The sequence below is a fragment of the Ktedonobacter sp. SOSP1-85 genome (assembly GCF_016587415.1).
Taxonomy (GTDB): domain Bacteria; phylum Chloroflexota; class Ktedonobacteria; order Ktedonobacterales; family Ktedonobacteraceae; genus Ktedonobacter.
Genome location: NZ_BNJI01000002.1, coordinates 1,206,467 through 1,231,877 on the forward strand (window position 1 = coordinate 1,206,467; position 25,411 = coordinate 1,231,877).

The 25,411-nt window shown below is 51.9% G+C and carries 22 protein-coding genes and 1 pseudogene; 15 read left to right on the forward strand and 8 right to left on the reverse strand.

The features are described from left to right. Positions 1–24: 24 nt before the first annotated feature. The 8 genes and pseudogenes from KTE_RS33520 (at position 25) to KTE_RS33555 (ending at position 6,834) form a co-directional block, all read left to right on the forward strand. Positions 25–918, forward strand: a complete 894-nt coding sequence (locus KTE_RS33520) for a DMT family transporter (protein ID WP_201389314.1) — start codon at positions 25–27, stop codon at positions 916–918. Between the two features lie 240 nt (positions 919–1,158). After that, positions 1,159–1,737 carry a TetR/AcrR family transcriptional regulator gene (locus tag KTE_RS33525; RefSeq protein WP_201389316.1) on the forward strand — a complete coding sequence of 193 codons (579 nt, stop codon included), beginning with the start codon at positions 1,159–1,161 and terminating at the stop codon, positions 1,735–1,737. 42 nt (positions 1,738–1,779) lie between these two features. Continuing rightward, entirely contained in the window at positions 1,780–2,121 is a 342-nt protein-coding gene (locus KTE_RS33530) for a YrdB family protein (protein ID WP_201389317.1), read from the forward strand. A 19-nt stretch (positions 2,122–2,140) separates the two neighbouring features. After that, complete coding sequence (locus KTE_RS33535; protein ID WP_201389318.1) at positions 2,141–2,566, forward strand: DUF4260 domain-containing protein; 426 nt, start codon at positions 2,141–2,143, stop codon at positions 2,564–2,566. 62 nt (positions 2,567–2,628) lie between these two features. Then, a complete protein-coding gene (locus tag KTE_RS33540; protein ID WP_201389319.1) occupies positions 2,629–3,258 on the forward strand; it encodes an IS607 family transposase in 630 nt (209 codons plus the stop codon). Beyond that, positions 3,218–4,513: an RNA-guided endonuclease TnpB family protein gene (locus tag KTE_RS33545; protein ID WP_201389320.1), complete on the forward strand. Its 1,296-nt coding sequence runs from the start codon at positions 3,218–3,220 to the stop codon at positions 4,511–4,513. Before KTE_RS33540 ends, KTE_RS33545 begins: the two co-directional genes overlap by 41 nt. 187 nt (positions 4,514–4,700) lie before the next feature. Beyond that, positions 4,701–5,189: pseudogene (locus KTE_RS49940) on the forward strand (class I SAM-dependent methyltransferase); the annotation flags it as partial. 883 nt (positions 5,190–6,072) lie between these two features. Then, on the forward strand, positions 6,073–6,834 hold the full coding sequence (locus KTE_RS33555) for a class I SAM-dependent methyltransferase (RefSeq protein ID WP_201389322.1): 762 nt from the start codon (positions 6,073–6,075) through the stop codon (positions 6,832–6,834). 412 nt (positions 6,835–7,246) lie between these two features. Here KTE_RS33555 and KTE_RS33560 read toward each other — a convergent pair whose 3' ends face one another. Next, positions 7,247–8,053, reverse strand: coding sequence for an AraC family transcriptional regulator (locus KTE_RS33560; protein WP_201389323.1), 807 nt, complete (start codon positions 8,051–8,053; stop codon positions 7,247–7,249). Positions 8,054–8,163: 110 nt separating this feature from the next. Here KTE_RS33560 and KTE_RS33565 point away from each other — a divergent pair, with 110 nt between their 5' ends. Together KTE_RS33565 and KTE_RS33570 are read left to right on the forward strand one after the other, a co-directional pair. Continuing rightward, positions 8,164–8,955, forward strand: coding sequence for a phytanoyl-CoA dioxygenase family protein (locus KTE_RS33565; protein ID WP_201389324.1), 792 nt, complete (start codon positions 8,164–8,166; stop codon positions 8,953–8,955). Positions 8,956–9,056: 101 nt separating this feature from the next. Beyond that, complete coding sequence (locus KTE_RS33570) at positions 9,057–9,539, forward strand: hypothetical protein (RefSeq protein ID WP_201389326.1); 483 nt, start codon at positions 9,057–9,059, stop codon at positions 9,537–9,539. 140 nt (positions 9,540–9,679) lie between these two features. Here the strand turns inward: KTE_RS33570 and KTE_RS33575 are convergent, their stop codons facing one another. Beyond that, positions 9,680–10,234, reverse strand: coding sequence for a GNAT family N-acetyltransferase (locus tag KTE_RS33575; RefSeq protein WP_201389328.1), 555 nt, complete (start codon positions 10,232–10,234; stop codon positions 9,680–9,682). A 552-nt stretch (positions 10,235–10,786) separates the two neighbouring features. Then, positions 10,787–11,047, reverse strand: coding sequence for a hypothetical protein (locus KTE_RS33580; RefSeq protein WP_201389330.1), 261 nt, complete (start codon positions 11,045–11,047; stop codon positions 10,787–10,789). A gap of 568 nt (positions 11,048–11,615) precedes the next feature. Between KTE_RS33580 and ppsA the strand changes: the two genes are divergently transcribed. Then, positions 11,616–14,231 carry a phosphoenolpyruvate synthase gene (gene ppsA / locus KTE_RS33585; RefSeq protein WP_201389332.1) on the forward strand — a complete coding sequence of 872 codons (2,616 nt, stop codon included), beginning with the start codon at positions 11,616–11,618 and terminating at the stop codon, positions 14,229–14,231. 184 nt (positions 14,232–14,415) lie between these two features. Here the strand turns inward: ppsA and KTE_RS33590 are convergent, their stop codons facing one another. The 4 genes from KTE_RS33590 to KTE_RS33605 all read right to left on the reverse strand — a co-directional run bounded on the left by KTE_RS33590 (position 14,416) and on the right by KTE_RS33605 (position 19,139). After that, on the reverse strand, positions 14,416–15,393 hold the full coding sequence (locus KTE_RS33590) for an alpha/beta hydrolase (RefSeq protein WP_201389335.1): 978 nt from the start codon (positions 15,391–15,393) through the stop codon (positions 14,416–14,418). 192 nt (positions 15,394–15,585) lie between these two features. Continuing rightward, positions 15,586–16,752: an oxalate decarboxylase family bicupin gene (locus KTE_RS33595; RefSeq protein WP_201389337.1), complete on the reverse strand. Its 1,167-nt coding sequence runs from the start codon at positions 16,750–16,752 to the stop codon at positions 15,586–15,588. A 453-nt stretch (positions 16,753–17,205) separates the two neighbouring features. After that, positions 17,206–18,411: an aromatic acid exporter family protein gene (locus KTE_RS33600; protein ID WP_201389339.1), complete on the reverse strand. Its 1,206-nt coding sequence runs from the start codon at positions 18,409–18,411 to the stop codon at positions 17,206–17,208. 158 nt (positions 18,412–18,569) lie between these two features. After that, the gene (locus tag KTE_RS33605) at positions 18,570–19,139 is read right to left on the reverse strand and encodes a GNAT family N-acetyltransferase (protein ID WP_201389341.1); all 570 of its coding nucleotides are present in this window, start codon (positions 19,137–19,139) and stop codon (positions 18,570–18,572) included. An 87-nt stretch (positions 19,140–19,226) separates the two neighbouring features. Here KTE_RS33605 and KTE_RS33610 point away from each other — a divergent pair, with 87 nt between their 5' ends. From KTE_RS33610 to KTE_RS33625, 4 genes are all read left to right on the forward strand, one after another. Next, complete coding sequence (locus KTE_RS33610) at positions 19,227–19,964, forward strand: GNAT family N-acetyltransferase (RefSeq protein WP_201389343.1); 738 nt, start codon at positions 19,227–19,229, stop codon at positions 19,962–19,964. Between the two features lie 689 nt (positions 19,965–20,653). Further along, positions 20,654–21,784 carry a peptidase S8 gene (locus KTE_RS33615; RefSeq protein ID WP_374226852.1) on the forward strand — a complete coding sequence of 377 codons (1,131 nt, stop codon included), beginning with the start codon at positions 20,654–20,656 and terminating at the stop codon, positions 21,782–21,784. Positions 21,785–22,359: 575 nt separating this feature from the next. Next, positions 22,360–23,595 carry a hypothetical protein gene (locus tag KTE_RS33620; protein ID WP_201389347.1) on the forward strand — a complete coding sequence of 412 codons (1,236 nt, stop codon included), beginning with the start codon at positions 22,360–22,362 and terminating at the stop codon, positions 23,593–23,595. Between the two features lie 324 nt (positions 23,596–23,919). Next, on the forward strand, positions 23,920–24,168 hold the full coding sequence (locus tag KTE_RS33625; RefSeq protein WP_201389349.1) for a Clp protease N-terminal domain-containing protein: 249 nt from the start codon (positions 23,920–23,922) through the stop codon (positions 24,166–24,168). A gap of 130 nt (positions 24,169–24,298) precedes the next feature. Here the strand turns inward: KTE_RS33625 and KTE_RS33630 are convergent, their stop codons facing one another. Then, positions 24,299–25,177 carry a sigma-70 family RNA polymerase sigma factor gene (locus KTE_RS33630; RefSeq protein WP_201391054.1) on the reverse strand — a complete coding sequence of 293 codons (879 nt, stop codon included), beginning with the start codon at positions 25,175–25,177 and terminating at the stop codon, positions 24,299–24,301. Positions 25,178–25,411: the final 234 nt, after the last annotated feature.

A 25,411-nucleotide genomic window follows, 5' to 3' on the forward strand; every position in this document is an offset into this window, starting at 1 on the left:
GAAACAACAATGAGAGGAAACACCATGATTTCTACGAAAAAAATAGGGATGATGGAAAAAGTTCCACCACATGTTTTCTTTCTGGTAAGTGCCCTCTTCCACTACCTGGGACCTGCCTTTGCAGTCCTCCTTTTTGCTCATGTTTCTGTCCTTGGAGTCGCATGGCTTCGTATTGCGAGTGCCGCCATTGTTTTTGCTGCATGGCGTCGCCCATGGCGTCTGTTTATGAGCACATCATGGGCAACACGACATATTTTGATTGCGCTGGGAGTTGTGCTCGGTCTGATGAATGCATGCTTCTATCTAGCGATTGCCCGTATTCCATTGAGCACAGTTGGAGCCATCGAGTTTCTTGGTCCCATTACCCTGGCTGCGCTAGGCGCACGAACTCCACGTAACATCAGTGCATTGCTTTTAGCCGCTGCAGGGGGATGGCTTTTGACTGATGCACGCTTTAGCGGTTCCCCTTTAGGATTCATCTTCGCCTTTGCCAATTGTCTCCTTTTCATTCTTTACATCGCGCTTGGACACCGCATCGCCGAAGATGGCGGTGCTGCTGGAATTGATCGACTGGGAGCAGCAATGCTCATTGCACTCCTGGCTGTCAGTCCACTTGGACTCATGGATGCCTTGCCAGTGTTTCCACAGCCACTGCTCCTTCTTGCCGGTATTGGCGTAGGCGTTTGTTCTTCGGTCATCCCCTACGTCTGCGATCAGTTGGCAATGGCTCGATTACCAAGAGCGACCTATGCCCTCTTGCTCTCCCTACTCCCAGCCTCTGCCACCATTATTGGTGTTGTTATCCTGCATCAACTTCCAAAGCTAATAGAGATTGTGGGAATCCTCTTCGTTGTGGTTGCCGTCATCCTCCACAAGGAAGCAGATGTACAGCCTAAAAAGCACGCGAAGAGTGTGTAAGTGTGAAATGAGGGAAGAAGTGGAGGGGTCTTAACGAGCCTCAACGGATAAACAGGATCTCAAGAACTAGAAACCAGAGCCCCCTTTAAAGGTAAGCTTGCGAGCCGAGGCAGACTCCAAAGGAGAATTGGAGACCCTGTAGATACCAACTTTCCTCTTGACAATCTAATGACATTAGACTAATATATAAACATATTAAATAAATATCTACGTACGAAAGATAGAGAGAGTGTGATATCCATGGCACCGAGAGCGGGTCTAGAGTATGACGCGATTGTGAAGGCCGCGGCAGAGCTGGCAGATGAGCATGGACTACACATGGTGACGATGGCGATGCTGGCCGCACACCTGGGTGTGCGCACACCAACGCTCTATCACTATTTCTCTGGCCTCGCAGGCTTGCAGCGGGCCCTGGCACTGTTGGGCTTACAAGAAATGACAGAGCAACTGGGGCAGGCGGTGATGGGGAAGGCGGGGGATGATGCAGTGGTCGCGCTCGCCCATACCCTGCGTGACTTTGGCAGGACGCGTCCTGGCCTCTATGAAGCGACCGCTCGTGCCCCAGAATCAGGCGATGCCGAGTGGCAGGAAGCAGGTCGCAAGGTAGTAGAGATCGCCTTGCGAGCGCTGGGAGCCTACACGCTGAGCCAGGAGGATGCTCTACACACGGTCCGTATGGTGCGCAGTCTCGTCCATGGTTGCGTTACTTTGGAGACCGCAGGCGGCTTTGGTCTCCCTCTGGATGTAGACGAAACGTTTAAACGTTTGCTTGATCTACTTTTACACGATCTGCATACACGTCAGGGTAGTGGAAAATAAAGCTTGTAAACCAGGCAAAAGAATGTGAAAGGACTCATCTACATGTTAGCACTTATAAAGAATATCAATCTGGGACTTGCATTTTTCTTAGAACTCGCTCTTCTGGCTTCATTTGGCTATTGGGGCTTCACGACAAACTGGGGAACGATCGCCAGGTTTGGGCTTGGGCTGGGTATCCCTGTGCTTGTGGCGATCATCTGGGGCTGTTTTGAGGCCCCAAGGGCGAACTGGCCGCTGCCCGAACCCTGGCACCTGCTGCTCAAACTGGCTCTCTTCGGCCTGGGAGTTGTCGCGCTCTTCGTTGCCGGGCGTCGTGAACTCAGCATTACTTTCGCCGTAATCTTTATCATCAATACTATTCTGGCCTATGTCTGGGCGCAGTAATGAAGAAAGGGAGATACTCATGGAAGAGACGCTAAATGTACAAACGCAAGAAAATGGCCAGCAGGGAAAAACGAGAGCCAACTCTCTGGATCTCTTGAGCCCGCGGCTGCTCCTGCATCTTGAGGGCGCGATCGTGCTGCTGGCTTCGCTTGTGCTCTACACGCTCCATGGAGGCAACTGGTGGCTGTTTGGCTTGCTGCTGCTCACTCCTGATCTCTCGGCCCTGGGCTACCTGGCGGGGAGCAAGGTGGGCGCGCGCTGCTATAATCTTGTGCATACCTATCTGTTACCGGGAGTGCTGACAGCGTATGGCCTGCTCGGTGGCAAAGAACTTGCCTTTCTGCTGGCGCTGATCTGGTTCGCCCATATCGGCCTGGATCGCGCCCTCGGCTTTGGCCTCAAGTACATGACTGAATTTAAAGATACGCACCTGGCCCATGTATAGCTATGAAGGGAGTGGTGTATTAGGTCTTGACAATATGTGCAAAAGTGTATTAAACTACTCCTATGTACTCAGTCGCACAGTTTGCCAAACAGATAGGTGTCTCGGTCAAAACATTGCAACGTTGGGATCGGGAAGGCCGTCTCACCGCGAAACGAACCGTTTCCGGGCGTCGCTACTATGACGAGGCCGATCTGGCCACCGCACTGAATCTACCACAACGATCGGCAGCACGTCGCATAGTGGCCTATTGCCGGGTATCGAGTCCTGCTCAACGACCCGATTTACAGAACCAACGAGTTGCCTTAGAGCGCTACGCGGTCTCCAGGCACCTGATGGTGGATGAGTGGATCATGGAGATCGGCGGCGGCCTCAATTTTGAGCGCAAACGGTTTCTCCGGCTCATCGATGCCATTGTCGAGGGAGAGATTTCGTGCCTGCTCATTGCCCATCAGGATCGGCTGGCTCGCTTTGGCTTTGACCTGCTCAAGCATCTGTGCGAGACGCACCACACGGAAGTCGTGGTGATGAACACTGAAACGCTCTCGCCCGAACAAGAGGTAGTCCAGGATTTGATGAGTATTGTCCACTGTTTCAGTTCGCGTTTGTACGGTCTGAGGAATTACCGCAAAACCTTAGAGAAAGCCCTTCAGGATGAATACCGCACACCGCATTCGGATGAATCCCACCCCTGAACAGGCAGAGTACCTCAAACGCGCTTGTGGGACCAGAAGATTCGTTTACAACTGGGGCCGCGAGCAGTGGGAAAAGCAGTATCAGGCCTACAAACACGAACAGGAAATGACGCCGGAGCAGGAGCGCAAGCTGAAACCTCCGACGGCACTGGCGCTGAAAAAACAGTTCAATGCGATTCGACATGAAATCTATCCCTGGACCGGTGATGTCACCAAGTGTGTAGTAGAAGGAGCTTTTGATGGCCTTGGCAGAGCGTATGCAAATTTCTTTGCAGGAAGAGCGGAATATCCGAAATATAAGAAAAAAGGAAAATCACACGAGTCGTTTTCTCTCTCCAATGATAAATTCACCATGGGCAGCCACTGGATCTCGATTCCTGGCTTAGGACGCTTCATCCTCGATCAGCGCCAGATCACCAAAGGGAGAGGAAAGCTGTTACGCTCGTTGGGAACCGTCAATCTGGCCGAGAAGCTACGCTTTGTCGAGCAGGGGAGCGTGAGGACTCCCGCAAAGAAGCGGAACCAGCGCAAGCAGGTCATCTGTGAAGCAGTGAAGATTTTGGGGGCCACCGTCTCTTGTGAGGCGGGGCACTGGTACGTGAGCATCCAAGTAGAGATCCAGAAACAGCGTCCTCTCACTCCCACGCCTGTGGTGGGGGTCGATGTGGGCTTAAAGCAAGCGGCTGTGGTGAGCGATAAACGACGGCTTGAGAACCAAAGGCCGTTGGCACTCCATCTCAAGAAACTCGGCAACCTGCAACGCAAGCTCAGCAAAAAGCAGAAGACGAAAGATCCGGAAACCGGACGAACCACCTTCGGCAAAAACTATGAGAAGCAACGGCGCAAGGTAGCACGCAAGCATCAGCAGATTGCGAACATCCGTCGGGATATCCAGCACAAGTTCACCACCGAACTGGCGCGGACCTGTGGGGTCATCGGCATCGAAGACCTCAACATCCTGGGGATGATGGCGAACCGGAAGCTGTCACGTGCCGTGGCCGATGCCGCGATGGGGCAACTGTTGCAGTTTCTCAAAACAAAAGTGGCGAACGCTGGGGGAGATCTTTTCATCGCCTCGCGCTGGTTTCCTTCGACCAAACGGTGTTCGTGTTGTGGGCAGGTCAAAAAGCGCATGCCGCTCAAACACCGCACGTATGAGTGCCTGGCCTGTGGATTGGTCCTCGACCGCGACCTCAATGCGGCATATAATCTGGCCTGGTTTGCAACAGACATGCTTCGCCAACTTCATGCATAAAGTTGGCCGTCCTGGGTAGTGGCTACGACCGACGACGTAAAAGCGCCTGTGGAGCCAATGTGAGACCGAAACGGGAGGGCTGATCCAAAGGTTCCCGTGCCAAGGCAACTGGCTGTGAAGCAGGAACAACTGACCGCTCAGGCGTGTCTTGTACACGTTTGAGTATGAGAAAGGTAGCAGAAAGAGCATGAGTGATACGAGTGAGATCTGGACCGGGGAAGCCGCGCTCTATGATCAGGTACGCCCCAGCCCGCCACCAGTGCTGGTTGATATCCTTACACAGTTAATCAACACCCCTCAGCCCGCCCTGGTGGTAGACCTGGGTAGCGGCACCGGCCTCTCGACTATGATGTGGGGTGAGCGCGCACAGCGCGTGATTGGCATTGAGCCCAACGCCGATATGCGGAACCAGGCCATACACAATGCCGCAAAACATCCTCATGTTAAGCACATTGCGTTCCAGGAGGGGGTCTCTCAGCAAACTGGTCTGCCCGACGGCAGCGTCGACATCGTGACCTGCTCTCAATCTTTTCACTGGATGGAGCCAACCTCGACCCTGGCGGAGGTTGCGCGTATCCTGCGCCCCGGTGGCCTCTTCGCCGTCTATGATTACTCCTGGCCGCCCGCGCTTGGTTGGGAAGTTGAGCAGACGTATCAAGAGGTCGATGCGCTCTTCGATGCCCTCTTGCGTGAGCGCGAACTGGAGCAGAATCTCCAGCGCTGGCCCAAGGAGAAGCATCTGGAGCGCATGCGCGCGAGCGGCCACTTCCGCTTCACACGCGAGCTCCTGCTTCATCACATCGAGTATGGCAATGCCGAGCGCTTTATGGGCATGGTTATGACCAATAGGTACAGCCATGAGTTCAAGTTGAACACAATCACTGAAGAGGAGATCGGCCTGACGCGACTCAGGGAGGCCGCGCAACGCTATATCGGTTCCGAGGCCCTTCCCTGGTACTTCAGCTACAAAGTCAGACTCGGGATTAAATAGAAAATACTATAAAATCCAGATCCTGGCGTGCGCATAACTGACGTCGGTAGGCTTCACCTGGCTCTCGGCGTAGAGACGTATATCGCCGCCATCGACTATGAGTAAGATCCATCCTGGCCTATGAAAAATGCGTAGTAAGAAGGATCAAGCGTATTAGGGAAGATCGAAGAATTAACTATCCCATCCAGCACGATACGTTAGCCCTCATCTCCCAGCACAGCTTCTTTTTATCTTAAATGGTATTGGATGCCCCTGTATAGGACACCTAGTCACATGAGTATTGACGCCCGTGGGCAGTCGAAATGAGCAAAAACACCAGGAGGTCAACTGTCTGAGTCGGCTTTATAAGCCCAAAGAAGCTTTCGTTTTTTGCTCAAATTGAGTGACCACCCTTGTCAACACTCATATGACGGAGTGTCCTCGTACAGATTGAGTAATCGCACCACTCAATAATATGTAGATATGTCTGGGAGGAGAAGTACTAGATGATGACGCAGATAAGCAAATATGCTTTAATTCCTACATTACCTAGATGTTGTCAAAAAGAAAAGTGAAAGAGCGTATGAAAATGTCTTCATCCGTGGCCTCTCAACAGTTGGCGCAGCGTCGAGGGGATTATGGTTTTGATGCACCCTACGTCCCCATCATTTTCCTCTGTGTAGGGCTGGCTGTGATTGTGCTGGGTCTGCTAGCATTTTGGCTCTGGCAAAGTCCCCTGTGGGGAATCATTTGTCTGCTCTATGGTGTGTATATGCTGCTCTCAGGCGCCAGTTATATCTACACGACGCGTCGTGGCAAGTTCCAGGTGTGGGCGGAACTATTCGTGGGGCTGAATTTGCGCGGGGATGAGCAAATCCTCGATATGGGTTGCGGGCGAGGTGCTGTACTCCTGATGGCAGCACATTTTCTCAACGAGGGCAAGGCCACAGGCGTCGATATCTGGAGCACGAGCGATCAATCAGGGAATGCACGTGAGGTCACACTGAAGAATGCGGAACGAGAGGGCGTTGCCAAGAAGGTTGAGTTGTATACTGCCGATATGCGTGAACTCCCCTTTGCCAATGGGACATTTGACCTTGTGATGTCCAGTCTTGCCATCCATAATATTTCACAGCGCGAAGGACGAGACAAAACTCTGGAGGAGGCTGTACGGGTACTCAAGCCAGGCGGGAGATTGATTATCGCTGATATTCGTGTGACGAAGCGTTACGCTGAACATTTGCGCAAGCTGGGTATGACCGATGTAAGCCATCAATTGCTGGACTGGCGCTTCTGGTATGGCGCGCCTTGGGTGATGACGAATCTGGTAAAAGCGAACAAACCATTGTAATTGTCGCAAGATGTGCATAGGAGGGAGATCGAAGAATTACCTATTCCAGCCAGTATACGGGATATTCACGAACCATTTTTCCAGGGAGGACAATCGCTGAAGGTGGGTTTCCACCACCTCCATGGCCTCCTTGGTCAGTTTCACATCGGTCTAGTAGGTAGTTGTTACCAATGCGACCACTGGATGTTTCCCTTTCCAGGTCATGGTTCTGGCAAACTGGGCAAGAAGGTGAGCCGTGTGGCACCTCGGCGCTACAAATACGGCATTGCATAGATGTTCTGTTCCTCAGTTATCTCAAATAAAAACTCATCTATGTATTATCCCATATTGCTGGTTGCTTGAATAGAAGAAAAGGCCGAAAAGTACTTTTTCTCTATTATTCCACTTTATATATGGTGATGCTCAGTTTTTCTTATGGCCAGGGGAACCGAGGATTCCCTGCAATGTGTTGGCTCTCACGATAGATAGTTGGAGTGACGCCCACCAGATCGTGAAACTGCCGTGAGAAATAGTAGACATCGCTGTAGCTCAATTGCTGAGCAATGCGCTTCATAGGCAGATTTGTCTCTATCAGCAGTGTTTTGGCCCTGGCAACTCGGCATTGGAGGACATACGCATGAATCGCGGTACCAGTTGCCTGGCGGAACCGACGACGGAGGCTGCTCACGCTCATATTATAGCTTTGTGCCAGGTGTTCATAGTCAGGTGCAAAGTCTGGGTCTCCATGCGTGAAGAGATCGAGGATTTCCTGTATCCAGGGAGGTTGTACCATGCATTGCGCGCGCTCCTCCGCCAGGTCAATCAATAATCCCTCCAGTAAATGGATGGCTCGGCGCATGCCCCAGTGGTCGGTACGCTTAATCTCAGCCAGCAATCGATCAAAGATAGCACGATAATCTTTGCCTGGCTCGGCTGGCTGTGGGCTGGTGGGAAAGAGTCCTTCGGTCATCCACTGCTGCACCAGGGGACCACGAAAGGCGATGTGGCGGTGTTCCCAACTGGCATAGCTTGGGGCACGGTGAAAGCGGATGTACGGCCCCGGATAGGCGGGCCAGAACCAGGCCCCTTCTATGCTATAGTGTTGATCATCGTAGAACAGTTCTACTCCCCCCGTCGCCATAAATTGGATTGTGTAGTAGCCGTCCAGGTGTTTAGCCACTTTGTGCGTGGCTTGTAATACCATACTGCCCGTCAGTATTTGTAATTCCGCATCCTTCATGATGATCAGATCCTACAAAACTTTGCCACAAACTCCATTTAATCTCCTCTTCTCCTCTAGTATACTCAAAAAAGATCGATGATTTGAATGTCTGGAGGAGAGAAAACATCATGTCAACCATGTTATCTTATGAACAATGGCAGCGCTATGAGCGTGATGGTTATCTATTTTTGGGGCAGGTGCTGAGCGATGACGAGTTAGAGACCTTACAGCGACGTATTGACGACATTATGTTGGGAAAAGCCGATATTGATTATGCGCATTTAATGATGCAGCTAGATAGCCCCGATGGGCAGTACAAAAACGCAGGCGTACAGTCAAAGGGCTTTAAGGGCGCGACGCTGGCCTATCGTAAGATTCAGGACCTGGAGCATGACCCACTCTTTATGGAGTACATGCAGCGTCCGCTGTTTCGGGAGATTTGCCAGAGGGTGTATGGGGATCAGGTCCCGGTGTCAGCCTTTCGAGCCATGTTTATGAACAAGCCTGCTCACCAGGGAACGCTCTTGCCCTGGCACCAGGATCGCTGGTCCTACCTGGATCGAGACCCTATGATCACTATTTGGACGGCGCTTGATCCTGCCACTATCACCAATGGCTGTGTTGAGATCATTCCCGGCAGCCACACCTGGGGCCTGCTCAACCCGGAGAATACCTCGGGCCATCTTACTGAGGAGCAGGCCGAGGAGGCAACCGTTTCCGGCAAGGGAATCTATCTCGAGCTGAAAGCAGGTGAAGCAGTCCTGCTACACAACTGGCTGCTGCATCGCTCGGATACCAACGCGACCGATATCGCGCGCCGTGCATTTAGCGTCTGCTATATGGACGCGCGTACCCAGGCCAGCACTGGTGAACGCTATACATTGATTTTTGAAGGCAAGAAGGACCTGCAAGGGGCATAGTAAGCTGCCTACTAAGCTGCTATACATGCGTCCCCCCAAATTCGGCTCATCAGCACTTTTGATATTGCTGCGAAACCCCGCTACATCTCATAATAGAGCCGTTGAAAGGCAGAAGAGCGCGTGGAAACAGGAACCTCTCCCTTTACCGCAATCGAGAAGCTTTCCAGCTCTTCCAGGAGCACAGCACCCACCTACGTAGAGAATGCGAACAGGCACAGGAGAAGCGACAGGCTGCTCGTCGAGGCAAGCCACGAAAAACGGGAAAAGGTCAGGTTGCTGTTCATGCGGTCAAAGTGTCACCGCGCGACCCGCTGCTCGACTACAAGCGCCCGCGCCTGGTTGAGCTCTTGCACGAGGCTCGCGCTGAGCGTGACGAAGCCAAACGGCAACTCCGAACGGAGAGGGTTGAGGTTGAGCAGCGGGCGCAGGCAGAACGAGCCGAACTCGAACAGCGCTATCACAAATTGCTGCAAGAGCATATGCACTGCGGCGTCACGATTGCAAAGCTCGAAGCGCAAGTCGCTGAATATCTGGCGTTTATGGAGCGCTTCCGATCTGCGTTGCAACGAGAAGAGCACGGCTAAAAATATCTCGACAATCCGCGATGTGGCTCTGGTGCTTCCGTCAAACACAAAGGAGCACTGCTCCAGCCAAACCCACAAGATTGTGTGCGTTGAAGCAGTGCGTCCTTCTCACATGCGTCACATCTCGCTGCCGAAAGTCATCATTCGGGAAGTGTGAAGATGGTTGGATAGCGCTCGTAGAATTCGGATTTCAGGATACCGTAGAGATGCAAATCCTGGCGCTTGCCATTCTGCAGCGTATGCTGGCGCAAGATCCCCTCTTTCTGAAAACCGGTACGTTCCATCAGGCGCTGTGAGCGGGTATTAAAGCCGTAGACTTCGGAGTAGACTCGCTCAAGTCCCTGAACCGTAAAGGCATAGTCGAGCAGAAGACGCAAGGCGGTACTTCCGATGCCGCGGCCCCAGAGTTCTTTCGGGCCGATGATGATACTGATGGCTGCGCGTTTCTCGTAATGATCGATCTCAGCCAATTGGAGAACACCAACGAACTGACTTTCGTAGTCAATGGCGAAGTACTTCATCTCTCCTTTGGGCTCGTTGATGCGCTGCTCGAACTTCTGCTTGAAGGCTGTGCGGGCGAGCAGGGGTATCCAACCAGCCAGCATAGCGAGTTCCATGTTGTATTCCCATGTATACCAGGTATCAAGATCGGTCGTTTCAAGAGGGCGAAGCGTGACGCTATTGAGCGTAAACATCTGTATTCTCCTTCCAATGTTGAGAGAAATGAGAGGGAAAACGAGAATGGTACAGTAATGCACGGTTGTGATATCGGGCACGAAGGCATTCCACTTGGGGAAGGAGACACGGTGCAGAGACACACAGGCCGTGGATGATCCATTCATCGTCACCCCCGGCCAAACAATACAAGCAAATGATGCTAGTGATGCAAAGCTGCCCTAAAAAAGGGCACAGTACGACCGTGGGCGACGGGCAACGCTCCGGGCCCAAATTTTCCTAATCGATGACCACACCAGAGCATGCGGTGCAGTCGGTTAGTACACTTGATCGTACACATGATGTTCTTGTCTCCAGAGAAAAGGCACACCTGTTGCGCCTCTGAAAGGGGCGTGCTTATCTTATGCCAAAAAGAGAAACCCGTCAATATGAATGATGTGACGCGGAGCGGTCTCGGTATCATTGACCAATGTACTTTGTTGATTGATGAATGTTTAAAACAGACACGTCACAAGTTTCTATTCTGCTCACACAAGGAAAACGGATCGCAACTAAAAGAAATGGCTCGAATATCATCCCCGCGTTGTCAGTTTACGCTCGTGGCGACATAGGCCCTCAATTTGAGGCAGCCTATCGATTGCCCCTCCCGAAACACGCCCCCATTTGCCATTGGCTACACCTTTGAAGGCAACCCCCATGACTACCTGCCCAATGTGGTGGGAACGTTGGCCAATGGGAAGATGTTCATCGCCGAGGCAGGGATGGAGGACGACAAACGAAGTGATCGCAACCTTGCCAAAGCAGAGGCCGCACGAAAGCTCGCGTGTTTCCAAAAGGCATCTTCTGGATTGGGACAGAGCGGACGTTGACCCGTGCGCATCACTACAATACCTTGCATACTGGAATGGAATGTTGGAAAGAAAAGCACCTGGCAAGTTGGAATGATGCCGAACTGCAAAGCGCGAGGAGAGGAAGGAGGGTGAAGTGTCATCGGGCTCATGTCCGAGAGAGCAAGCAACGGCATGGTTTCCGAAGCTCGAAAACGAGCCAGTGCTTTTCCACTTTTATTGTATCACCTCCTGTCTACTCGCACACTGCCTTTTTGGACGATTTTTTTTTGCGTTCCTTCCCGTATACTCAGGCGGAAGCGACGCCACCTCTGGCACACTTGCAGTGAAAGGTCTCCTTTGAGCAAAGATACCTCTTGTGTGTGTGCTGAAATCAGCACCTGCTTCATCAGGCGTGTGCCAGACCCTCGTCGTGTGCGAGAAAGGGGGCCCTTACGTGCCGTCACCGCTTAATGGGGCTGTACCAGGCTAGTACAATACTCTGGTAAATCGTTTTAGCCCGCAGGATGTCATCAAAATTATCAAAGAAGAAATTGCCAAAGGAGATAAAAATATGAGTTCATATGTGCTTGGTTTTCAGGACATTGACAAAACAAAACTCATACTTGTTGGGGGTAAAGGCGCGAACCTGGGGGAACTCTCCAAGATTGAAGGAATACGCGTACCAGATGGCTTTTGTATTTCTACTGAAGTCTTTAAAAGAATCATTGGGGAAACGTCGTCGATTCACGAATTACTTGATCAGTTATCGCTTCTCAAGGTGGAAGACCGGGATACAATCGGTGAACTGAGTGGTGAGATTCGCAGGGTCATCGAAGGGATAGCCATCCCTCAAGACATTCAGGAAGAGATCGCCCGCTTCCTCTCCAGGCTTGATGAAAAAAAAGCCTATGCAGTACGATCCAGCGCCACTGCAGAGGATTTACCGACGGCTTCCTTTGCAGGCCAGCAGGATACGTATTTGAACATTATCGGAAAGGAAGCAATCCTCAAGCATATCAGCAAGTGCTGGGCATCGCTATTTACCGAGAGGGCAGTAATTTACCGCCTTCAAAACGGCTTCGACCACCGTAAAGTCCACCTGTCTGTGGTTATTCAGAAGATGGTCTTCCCGCAGGCGGCAGGAATTTTGTTTACTGCCGATCCCGTCACTTCTAATAGGAAAGTTTTATCCATTGATGCCAGCTTCGGACTTGGTGAGGCTTTGGTCTCCGGCCTGGTGAATGCTGATAGCTATAAAGTGCGTAACGGCAAGGTTATCAATAAGAAGATATCCACCAAGAAGCTAGCTATTTATGCCTTAAAAGATGGCGGTACGAAAGAACAGGAGATTGAGCCTGAGAGGCAGAATAGGCAAGCGCTGACGGATGAGCAGATTTTGCAGCTTGAGCGCATAGGTAGAAAGATCGAAGAACATTTCGGTTGCCCCCAGGACATCGAATGGTGTTTGGTTGATGATACATTTTACATTGTCCAGAGTCGGCCGATCACTACTTTGTTCCCCATCCCTGAAGCAAATGATCAGGAAAATCACGTGTATGTATCTGTTGGTCACGGACAAATGATGACCGACCCCATGAAACCATTAGGATTGTCTTTTTTCCTGTTAACAGCCGCTAGACCCATGTTTAAAGCTGGTGGAAGGTTGTTTGTTGATGTTACACCTCTGCTGGCTTCACCAGCTAGCAGAGAAAGTATATTAGATGTTATGGGAAAAGGCGATCCGCTCATAAAAGATGCATTGATGACCATCATAGAACGGGGAGATTTTATACAGTCGTTACCAGATGATAAGCAAGAAAAGACTCCCGGTAAAAGCAATCAAGGTCCGTCGCTTGCGGATTTTCAAACACTAAACGAATACGATCCGGCAATCGTTTCTGATTTGATCAAGCGTAATGAAACATCAATGGAAGAGCTAAAACAAAACATCCAAACGAAATCAGGATCAGATGTATTTGATTTTATCCTGGAAAATATTCAGCAAGTGAAGAAGAGTTTATCTGATCAGCAAAGTTTCGGTGTGATTATGACTGCTATGAATGCATCATCATGGATCAATGAAAAAATGAAGGAGTGGTTAGGTGAAAAAAACGTAGCAGACACACTTTCTCAATCTGTACCAAACAATATCACTTCGGAAATGGGCTTGGCGCTATTGGATGTCGCAGATGTAATTCGTCCTTATCCGGAAGTAATCAATTACTTACAGTATGTAAAAGATGATACCTTTTTGGATGAACTGGTTCAGTTTGTTGGTGGACAGGAAACTCAAGACGCTCTCTCTGCTTATCTCGACAAATACGGAATGCGATGTGCTGGGGAAATCGATATTACGAGACCTCGTTGGAGCGAGAAACCAACTGCACTTGTTCCCCTGATACTGAGTAATATCAAAAACTTTGAACCGGGTGAAAGCAAGCGGAGATTTGAGCAAGGGCGACAGGAGGCGTTGAAAAAAGAACAAGAGTTATTAGATCGATTGAAGCAATTACCGGACGGTGAACAAAAAGTCGAAGAAACACAACGAATGATTAGCCTGGTTCGGAATCTCGCCGGTTACCGTGAATATCCAAAATACGGCATAGTTAATCGCTATTTCGTTTATAAGCAGGCTTTACTGAAAGAAGCCGAACAACTCGTACAAGCCAACGTTCTTCATGAAAAAGAAGATATCTACTATCTCACTTTTGAAGAACTTCGCGAAGTCGTACGCACACAGAAACTGGATTACCAGATCATCAGCAAACGAAAAGGCGAGTACCAATTCTATGAAAAACTGACTCCCCCACGTGTTATCACGTCTGATGGTGAAATCATTACAGGTGAGTACAAACGAGAAAATCTCCCAGCCGAAGCAATTGTAGGCCTCCCTGTTTCTTCCGGAGTGATAGAGGGACGGGCACGTGTCATCTTAAAGATGGAAGATGCTGATTTAGAAGATGGAGATATATTAGTCACCTCCTTTACTGACCCGAGCTGGACACCATTATTTGTATCCATAAAAGGCCTGGTCACCGAAGTTGGTGGACTGATGACTCATGGAGCAGTTATCGCACGTGAATATGGCTTACCAGCAGTTGTCGGAGTGGAAAGTGCTACCAAACTGATAAAAGATGGGCAACGAATTCGCGTGCATGGAACAGAAGGCTATGTAGAAATCTTCTAATGGGGAAGATGTTGTTTTCCTGGCATTGATTGGTCCAAAGCGTTTGTTTTCATAAAGCTATTTTAGCATAGTATTCAGCTCTGTCCTCAAGTTGACAATACTTGCAGGAGAGTAGGCTCCTGGATGACCAGCCGTGGCCTGGAACTCTGGGGCCATGGCTGGTGTTGCTTCCTCGTCATGATGCTTATCGTGCGAAGACTTTGCGAAGTGTGGCGTTCACCTGAGCAATAGCTGCGCGTGGAGGAGGGGTCTGTGTAATCGGGTTGAGTAGCACGAAGTCGTGGATGGCACCCAGATACCGGGTTGCCGCGACTGGCACGCCCGCTGCGATCAGCTTGTGGGCATAGGCTTCGCCCTCATCGCGCAAGACATCATTCTCGTCGGTAATGATTAGTGCTGGCGGCAGTCCTCTGAGTTGATCGATTGGCGCCCGTAACGGTGTGACTGTAGGTTGGTTCCGCTCTAATTCTGGCGCGTAGCTGTCCCAGAACCACTTCATGGACTCACGTGTGAGCCAGTACCCATCGGCTCCAAACTCTCGATACGATTTCGTCTCGAAGTTGGCATCCGTCACCGGGTAAAAGAGAACCTGGAAACTGATCTTTGGGCCACCGCGTTCCTTGGCAAGCAAGGTGACGACGGCGACCATATTTCCCCCAACACTGTCGCCAGCCACCACTAGGCGCGACGGATCAACGCCAATCGAGGCACCATTTTCAGCAACCCACTTCGTCGCGGCGTATGCCTGCTCAATCGCGACAGGATATTTGGCCTCAGGCGAACGAGCATAGTCAACGAACACGACGGTTGCCTGCGCTCCATTGGCTATCTCACGCACGAGGCGATCGTGCGTTTCTTTATCGCCAAGAATCCATCCGCCCCCGTGGAAGTACATGACACCTGGAAGGACACCGCTCTTTCCTTGTGGTCGCACAATACGAAGCGAAATTTCGCCAGTCGGTCCGCCACTAATGGTGCGATCCTCACTATCAGCTGGAAGCTTGGTGACGTTGACAGACCTTTGAAGGTTGACGAGGACGAGACGAGCATCGGCAGGCGACAGCGTGGAGAGAGGAGGCCCATCTTGGGCCTCAAGCCCTTTGAGGAAGTCAAGGATGCCAGGGTCGAGTTGCATGACACGGCGATCTGCTACAGTACCCATTTTTTTGCTCCTTTTCTGGTATTTCTTCTCCTCCCTGAACAGGTCTCAAGCCATCATGGCAGAACATGTGACGATATCGGCCCTTCGCGTATCTTTCTGACCAAAAGATACATTGAGCGGTAGAAGTAGCGCCTATATCGTGCTTTTGTGGAACACTCTCTTTCGAGTTTACGCCCTCTATATCTGTGCGCCTCAAATGACCACTGGTTGCTTCTGCTTATGCAGCGCATCCATGACCGTCTGGTTGAGATGCAGATGATCCTGCACCAGGGCAGGGGTGGTCAACGCCATCCACTGGTTCAGCGACACGTCAGCAAAACGATTACTCTTGAACATCTCCAGGAAGCGCAGCGGCGTTTCGCCCGTATTCTCAATATAGTGCCCCATGGCAAATGGAACATAGCCCACGTCCCCAGCGTGGTAGTCGAATGTGCGAGCCTTGCCCCCGGACGCAAACACAGTCATACGTCCCTGGCCTTCGATGTAATACTGCCATTCATCATTATTCGGGTGCCAGTGCAACTCCCGTAACCCGCCCGGTTCAACTTCCACCAGGGCCGCAGCAATCGTCGTTGAGGCGGGAAAGTTGGTCGAGTCAACGATGCGTACCATCCCACCCCTGCTGCGAATCGGCTCCTGCTCCATCAACCGATAGACGAAGCTCTGTGGCACGGTGCCGTTGGGGGCAGAGACCTGATCGGCAGATAACTCGCCAGGTACATCACTCTGAAAGATATAGCGCTCATGCGCTGGGATGCTGGCAAAATTGCTTTCTGCCACACCGAAGTTCTTTGCCAGGATCTCTTTGGGTGTGTGTGCGAACCAGTCGGTGATCAGGAAGGTCTCATTCTCGGAGAAGCTGCCGTTATCGAACACTAACAGGAATTCGCAGCCCTCCTTAAGACCCTGGATCGAGTGCGGAATGCCGGCAGGAAAGAACCAGAGGTCTCCTTCGCTGACATCCTTGATGAAGTTGTGCCCATCCTGATCCACCGCCGTCAGGCGGGCGCGACCATTGAGCATGAGAGCCCATTCGGATTCCTTGTGCCAATGCAACTCTCGCACGCCACCTGCAGTCAAGCGCATATTCACGCCTGCCATCGTGGTCGAGACGGGCAATTCCCGCACCGTCACCTCGCGCGCCCAGCCTCCCTCAGAGAGCCGATTATGCGCATTGGAAAACGAGAACTTCAGATTAGGAATCGTGCCAGCGTCGGTACGAGGCGGAGTCAGCAAATCAGGGTTCTGGAGGTCTAGCAAGACATTGCGCGGACCCGGATCGGTTGCGCCAAGTCCGTCTGCCATAGGTTGAGGCACCTCACTGGTCTCTAAGGCGAGGTTCAGTGGTCGTTTCTTCATAATCCTTGTCCTCTTGCGGCTCTACGGCTAGTAGTGGAATTTCATTGAGTGTGTGCTGCTGCTCGAGCACGAAAGTCAGATACCAGAGGCCAGGCACAGAATGCCTGCTCTGGTGCCTGAATAGTGCCAGGTCTCTCACCTGCATGTACTTCCACTATACCAGCCCACCCAAAGCGATTCGCTGGATGCCCCTCATTTTGAACTCTTTCGATTCACGCAAAGTGATACTGTTGGCAAACCCTCAAAGGAGGGTGGGGAAGCCAGGTGCAAGAGATATCGCGAGCGTGACCAGAAGGAGGCTTGTTGTTGGGAACCATTATCTCATCCACCGATGCAGTTGCGGCCTTTAGCGTGTTGGAGGTCAGAAACCTTCAACTGAAGGAAAAACTCTTGCCACTCCTCGAACTCCAAAACAGCACCACTTCTACTCCAATGCATTCTCAACTTCTACAATTACCCTGCCTGGAGTTGGCGGACTGCTATCAGCATGTCCTCCAGTTCGTCGAGCATACGGCGCAGATCCATAAGCAGAGAGCTGCGCACGACCGCGCGGTAAGAGGCCCGCGTGGTTGCCTGAGGTATATTTCGTGCCGGGATTAGCAGTTCTTCCTTTTCCTCCAGGAGCGCGTCTTCTTCTTCCTTGAGGCGCTCCTGGGTCTGCGCCAGTTGGGCAAAAGCCTCCTCTTCGCTATGGTGAGGATACTCCCAGGTAGCACTCTGGCTTTGTGCCTGCTGCGTTATTACATAAACACGTTCAGCCACAAACTCCAACATCTCGCCCATGATCCGCAGTATTTCGGCATAGCGCCTGGCCCAGCAGTGCAGGCTACTCAGCTCATTCCATGCCTGGCCTGTCTCCTGCACCGTCCAGGCGATACGCTCCATCTGGCGTGTCACTTTCTCCAACGCCTCCAGCAGATATGGTTGACTCTCTGTCACATCCTGAAGCGCTCGCCCCCAGGGATTCAAGCGTAAATTCTCTTTGCCTAGAGCCAATTCGCGCTCGGAGCAGCGCACCTTGCGTTCAACGGCATGCATATGCTCATAGATAGCAGCCTGGTGCGAGCATGCAACGGTGCCCCCGACCGTATCGGCCAGGGTGGGCAAGGTTTGTGCTACCTCCTCCAGCAAGTTTACCAGGGTGCGCTGTGCTTTTTGCGCATAGATGGGAGGAGAGAGGAAGAGGCTTAGTACGGTTCCAATCACGCCCCCGATCAACGCTCCCAGTAAGCGTAGCGACGGATAGCTCTCCTCACCCACGCCAACAACTAGGCCCAGGAGCGCGCTGATGGGAATTTGTGTCGCCAGGTAGGCTCCTTTTTGCTTGAATAAGAGGCCAGAGAGGGCCGCGGCAAAGACGGTCAGGAGAATAGTCAAGGCGGAGAGGCCCAGGAGATGTACAATGATCACTGATAGAGCTATCCCAATAAAGACGCCCAGGACACGCTCGATACTCTTGCGTATCGTCTGCCAACTTGTCGCCTGCAAGACAATGACGGCAGAGACCGCCGCCAGCGCTGCCGCCTCTTTTCCAGCAATCAGATACGCAACCTGCCAGGCAAGCGCCGCAGAGAGTGCACATTTTAGACCAAATAAGGTTATAGCGAGGGCTTTACGCCACCTGAGATTGTGGCGAAGCGTCCAGGCAAGTGTTCGCATATCTTCTTCTCTAAGGGATGCGCTAGAGAGACCTTGGCATCTATAGCATTCATTGTACCACCGCTCCAAACCGCTTCAAATCGCGTATAAAGCCAATCAAGACGCTTTAACTACCTATGTAGACGCATCATCGCCAGGAAGGATGTACACCCTCAGGTTTACAGAGTCTCCTCTACTGGGTGGGCGAGCAGCCATTCGTCTCTGAGAATGGCGTAAAGATACTCATCGCACCAGTGGCCCTTGAACCAGGCATTTTGAATAAAGTGCCCCTCGCGGCGCATGCCAAGACGTTCCATCAGGGCATAGGAGGCGTGATTCTCGCAGTCGGCAATGGCGATAACGCGATGGAGGTGAAAGGCCTGGAAGGCGTAGTTGAGCCAGCAGGTGACCGCCTCAGTGGCATAGCCTTTCCCGTGATAGGCGCGAGCCAGGGTATACCCAATCTCGGCCTGTCGCTTATCGTGGGCGTTGACCTTGAAGAAACAATCACCTATTAACGTTTCCGTCTCCTTGAGTTCAATTGCGATCTGGAACCCCTCGCCAGGTTCGCCAGGTTGCGCCACCCTCTGTTCTATGATAAAGGCCCAGGCCTCAGCCTCGCTTATTCCCTCCCACCCCTGATATCTGGCGATCTCGGGATCATTGCGATAGGCCATGAAAAGTGGCAGGTCTGACTCTGTAAAACGTCGTAGGAGCAAACGTTCTGTCTCCAGCACAGTGAATGGCATGTATTCTCTCTCCTTGGGATGGAAATAACATAGAAAATAGCGTACACTCCAACTATATTAAAAACTATCTATATGGAGTATGTCTAGATGTTTGAAAGACGTATTGAAGAGGCTGGACTCAATAGCTGGCCTGCCCTTCAGCAACTATTTTTTGATGGCTGGATCATACGCTTTGCCCAGGGATATACCAAACGTGCAAATTCGGTGACGCCGCTCTATCCCTCGCTGCTCACGGCTCAGGAAAAAATCGCTTATTGCGAGCGCCTGTATACGGAGCAACAGCTTCCGACTATTTTTCGCCTTCCCTCATTCTCAACGGAAAGTCAGCAACTAGATCAAATGTTAGCTGAGCGAGGATACCAGTATCTTGATCGCACATTTGTCTGGTCTACCCAGTTGTCTCTTGATGGAGACGCCAATAAACCGGCGCTACACGCGCTTTCTCTCGAAACGTGGCTACCAATCTATCTTCAATGGAGTGAGCGCTATGTCGAGTTACAGCATCTGCACCGTGAATTGCTGGAGCATATCGCGTCTCCGCTCATCTACGCGGCACTCTACCAGCAAGGCGTCCCCGTCGCCTGCGGCCTGGGCGTGCTAGAGCATGAGGCCCTGGGACTCTTTGATATCGTGACCGATCCAGGACAGCGCAGGCAGGGCTATGGGACACAACTCATCAAAGGGATGCTCGCCTGGGGCAGAGAACAGGGGGCTGGCCATGCCTATCTGCAAGTGGTAGGTGACAATCTGGCGGCTCAGCGGATGTACGCCAAACTAGGTTTCCAGGAAGCCTATCAGTACTGGTACCGGGCACAAGGGCGATGAGAGCCTGACTGCATGCGCCAGCTATTTTCGCTGGTAGAGTCCATGCCAGTAAGGACCCCATATGCCCACCTGGCTCTGACTCCAGGGGTATGGAGTGTGGTGTGGAAATGGCCTCAGTCATCTCCACACCATACTCTATATTGTTATGAAGCCTCACAGGTACTAAGAACACCCTTGAAGAGAAGCTGCGTATCGGAATGCGTCAAGGCGTATTACTGTGCCTGAAGTTCGGAAAGCTTATAACATCTTTTTGCATTTGTTAAAAATGATAAATAGAATGTACAAGAAATATGCTGACAAAGTATTGACTTTTGTTTATGTATGGTTATACTTTCTTGAAAGACATAAAATTATCCCAAAATCGTTTCTAGGATTTTGGGGTTTTTATGCCCTTTTATAGGAGAGAGAATAAATGGTGCCAGACAGAGAAGTCACCTCGCGACCTCCCTGTCCCGTTTCTTCTACATCTACTTATTTAATTTTGCTTTGCCTCTTTATGCGAAAACCAACCCCCATCCGGGGATAAACGCTCAGGTTTTCGAGAGGTAGTGCCCACTCTTTATGCGAAAATTGCTCACCCCACATGGGCGTTTTCACCTACGCAGATAGATGGGCATCAATGAAAGGAAGGAAGGCTCCTTTTGAAAAGGCTTATTAGTCTCTTCGGCCTCGCATCTCTTCTCTCCTTTATGCTGCTTGGCTTTGGGAACACGCCGGTATTTGCCCAGCAGCACACAAATGGGCTTCAGGCCCATCATATTTGTAGCGCGAGTGCAGTGGGCTTTGTCCATTGTAACGCCATCCAGATCGACCGCAACGCCAAAGGTGTAACGCCTAATGCTAGCAGTCCTTCGGGCTACAATCCGGCCGACCTGCAATCCGCGTACAACCTGCCTTCGGCGAGCGCGGGTAACGGGCAGACCGTCGCTATCGTCGATGCCTACGATGATCCCAACGCCGAGTCCAATCTGGGTACCTATCGTGCCCAGTTCGGCCTTCCTGCCTGCACTACCGCCAATGGCTGCTTCAAAAAAGTTGACCAGAACGGTGGCACAAAGTATCCACGTGGCAATAGCGGTTGGGCCGAGGAGATCGCCCTCGACCTGGATATGGTTAGCGCCATCTGCCCCAACTGTCACATCCTGTTGGTTGAGGCCAGCACTGCGTCCTTCACAAACCTGGGCACAGCCGTTAACACAGCTGTAAAGTTAGGTGCGACGGTCGTCAGCAACAGCTATGGTGGCAGCGAGTCCAGCAGCGAGTCCACCTATGCCTCGAACTACAATCATCCCGGTGTAGTGATTACTGCCAGCTCTGGCGACAGTGGCTATGGCGTACAATCACCTGCGGCCTACAACACCGTCGTTGCCGTGGGCGGTACCTCGCTCAGCAAGAGCAGCAACAGTCGTGGCTGGTCTGAGACAGCCTGGAATGGCGCGGGCAGCGGATGCAGTGCCTACGAGGCCAAGCCAAGCTGGCAGGCGGACAATGGCTGCTCCAAGCGCAGCGTCGCCGATGTATCGGCGGTTGCCGATCCAAACACTGGTGTCTCGGTCTATGATACCTACGGTCAGGGTACTGGCTGGATGGTCTTCGGCGGCACGAGCGTTGCTTCCCCTGTTATCGCCAGCGTTTATGCCCTGGCCGGCAATGGCAGTAGTATCAACGCGGCCTCTTCGCTCTACACTCACACTGGCAACCTGAACGATGTCACCAGCGGCAGCAACGGAAGCTGCGGCGGGACGTATCTCTGTACAGCTGGTACGGGCTATGATGGCCCCACCGGCCTGGGTACACCGAACGGCACTGGAGCCTTCTAGTTTTGCAATAGATCCAAACAATTATATTCTCTCTCCTACCGCTCTGGTTGCGAGGTAGCCGAGGATCAGTAAATAATAAGCTGTGAGGAGCGGGTCATGGGCGACCCGCCCCTCGCGTGTTGTCACGCCACTTATCAAGGCAAGATGATGTGCCGCCTCTGCATGGCTGGAGCTCCACCTTAGCCTTCCTACTTGATCGTATGCTTTTTAGCGAGGAGGATGGATAGGTACTAAACCAGATGAAGAAAATATCTGTATAAAGCCATAACCAAATTAGCAAAAAAAGCAACTATATAATATGACCCCATTTTAGGGTAACGCGCTTGTTCCGGGCTAAACCATGACACGCTTATCATTAATGCATGCGCATACATAGTTTTGATCAGAGGTTGATCAGACTTAATGGGAAGTACAGGCGGCAGCTAGAAAGCGCGCTAGTAACTAGAGAGAGGAGGGGAAAGCAGCCCAAAGAGAAACAACAGTTCTCTTTGAAGCATCGGAATACTCCAGGCTTCAAAGTAGGCTCCGAACATTGTTGGATACAGTGTTCACAAAATTTAGGAAGGATTCTCTTCATGAAGAGGACATTACGTCTGTTTAAGACCGTTGCTGCGGCTCTTGTTTTACTGAGTCTCGTCCTGGCTGTGTTCTATTTCCATGGAGGCACGAATGTCGCTCGCGCGACGACCGATGATGATGGCATTGGCACGCCTCAGTTTAAGAGCGATCAGAGTGCGTCTAATTTCTCAGCGAATGCCAATACCATTCCTTACTGGGGCTCCACCTTCACCGATCCGACCAATGGGGTTACCTATCCTTTCACCATGGTAGGCACGAATCCCACGAAAGGCGACGTTACTACGACGATCCCAACGGTGATTATTCCTTTCCGCTTTACTTTTGTGCAGTCAGCCGATCCCAATAACACTGTCCTTGATGGCTCGGTAAAATCCACACTCACTGCTCAGTCTCCCATGTTTCAGAAGGCTGATATCGGTGCCGCCGCTAATGCCACGGCAAGTGCGCCTCCAACCTTTCCTGGTGTCGCACCAGCCAACGCTCGCCCTGTCAGTGAGCCCAGCGATGTGACAGAGGCCAGCGACGCGATCTACCGCGCGCAGTGGGGGAAATCAGGCTCTAACTATCATGTCCTTCTCGGTCAGCCGACCATTCTCCCAACCGTCTCTTACAGTGTGCCTAGCAATCAGGGCTTTATTGAGATTGGTAGCCGCTCGCATGCTCACATCGGGTTGATGGATTACCACTGGTTCTCCAACCGCCTGAATGAGACTATGCGCAACCTGCACATCAGTCCTAATGTCCTGCCCATTTTCCTCGTCTACAATACGTTCCTCTATGAGACCACACCCAGCAACTGCTGTGTGCTTGGCTATCATGGGGCGACCACTTCGGCCAATGGCAATGGTCAGCAGCAGGTAAACACTTATATGTTTGCTTCCTATAGTGACCCCGGCATCTTCGGCGCTAACCCCGGCGATTCGTTCTCCTACATCCAGGACATTCATGGCCTGAGCCACGAGGTCCAGGAGTGGATGGATGATCCCTTCGTGAATAACAGCATTAATCCCTGGGTAACGCCAACCGCTCCTCAGTACGGTTGTACCAGCGACTTGGAGACCGGTGATCCGGTAGTTGGCTATGGCTTTACCGTACATATGCCTAATGGAGTAGATTATCATCCCGAGGACGAGGTACATTACTCCTGGTTCGCACGCGAGAAACCATCGCGTGCTGCTCAAGGATACTTCACCTACCTGAATAACTACTCTGATGTCGCGCACGGCTGCTAACTGATGAGCATCTGAAGCGACTTAACAGGAAGGCCAGGCTCTCTTGGATAGAGAGCCTGGCCTTCCTTGCTGTTTGGGTCTACCTCTTCAGCGAGCAAGCCAATATCATTGGCGTAGGAGCGTACTCATGATCTCTCACCCGGAGAATGGATTGCTTAGATTGCGTACTTTTTGTGACCAGGGCGCTGTTTATCAGTCTTTCTTATAGCTTTTATAGCAAGATTTTTTCCATCCTCGATTACTGGTCAGTGTTAATCTCTTCATCCTCTTCTTCTACCTCTTCCTCCAAAGGGGGAGGCAGCCGTAGCTGAGGGCCAGCTTGGTATGACACAGCAAGGCAAAGCCAGTCTCGAACTGGCAGTCCAGGAGGCGCGTTCACTTGGGCATCACTATCTAGGTACCGAGCACTTGTTGCTGGGTATACTGCGCGAGGAGATAGAGGATCTCGCCAGCCAGGTCTTGCTTATTGCATCAGGCGTCACTCTTGACAAGGCGCGCGAACAGGTGAAACAACTCCTTGCAAGCGAGAAACCAACAAGAGCATCATCCATAGACCCTGAGAAGAAAGCGTGATGTAGCCAGAACCAAGCCCGACGCTACATCACATGGCTGCAACCCATCGTCGGCTGCGCATTATATGTAGACGCGTACTTTATAGTAGCGTCAGGCTATACATAGTTGCAAGCCAACGATGGCTTGCTTGCTAGTCGTCCAGGGCCGCCAGGTCGAGTTGGCGTAGGCGTTCGGGGTCGGAGATAACCTCGATTTCGGTGATCTTTCCGTGTGCAAGTGTGAGGCTGAGTACGAGTTGCAGGTGCCCACGCGGTGCTACGACAACGCCCACAGCTCCATTTACGAGTGCTGGTTGCGCCTCTCTGGCCCGACCAGAGAACTGCTTGGCCACGGCGGCTGCGCCACGAATCTCCTTTGGTGTACCCAGAGGCACTTGTGCTGGCTCGAGGCGGAACACGACGTCCGGGTCAAGCATTGTGAGAAGAGCGTCGAAGTTACCAGTGCGCGATGCCGCGAGGAAGGCGCTAACAACTTCTCGCTGGTGCGTGAGGTTAGCATCTAGCGTTGACGTGCCTCCACGTACCCGGCGGCGAGCGCGGCTGGCGAGTTGCCTGGCTGTAGTAGGAGAGCGGCCCACGATGGGCGCAATCTCGTCGAAAGACACAGCAAATAGATCGTGCAGCACAAACGCGAGGCGCTCGGCGGGACTTAAGGTATTGAGGACCACGAGCAGCGCGAGACCAACTGAGTCGGCCAGGAGCACTTCTTGTTCGGGATCGATGCCATCCTCGCGGTTCATATCGGGTGTGTAATCGTCCAGGGGGTCCTCGCGCCGCGATTTGCGCGAGCGTAGCATATCGAGACAAACCCGCGCCACGACTGTTGTCAGCCAACCACCCAGGTTCTCGACCTCACTTGTGTCGGAGCGACTGAGACGGAGCCAGGACTCCTGCACGGCGTCGTCCGCCTCGCTCAAAGACCCAAGCATCCGATAGGCTACTGCCCGGAGGTGGCTCCGAGAGGCCTCAAACTGTTCTGCCAGCCATTGATGTTCATTATCGTTATGGATCAAGTTGCACTCCTTAGCTTTATTATCACTTTATTATCTTATGTAATTAACTTCATATGTCTATACTATGTGTTACTGCTCGCGCCTGCGGCGCTCACTCTACCCAACCCGGAAATATATTTGTGGTGTTGGTCACAATCCTCTCGTGTGTTCCGTCAAAGTAATGACGGAACACACGAGAGGATTGTGACAGAATTTGGTTTTTACTACCAGTGCAACGAAGGAGTGGTGTAT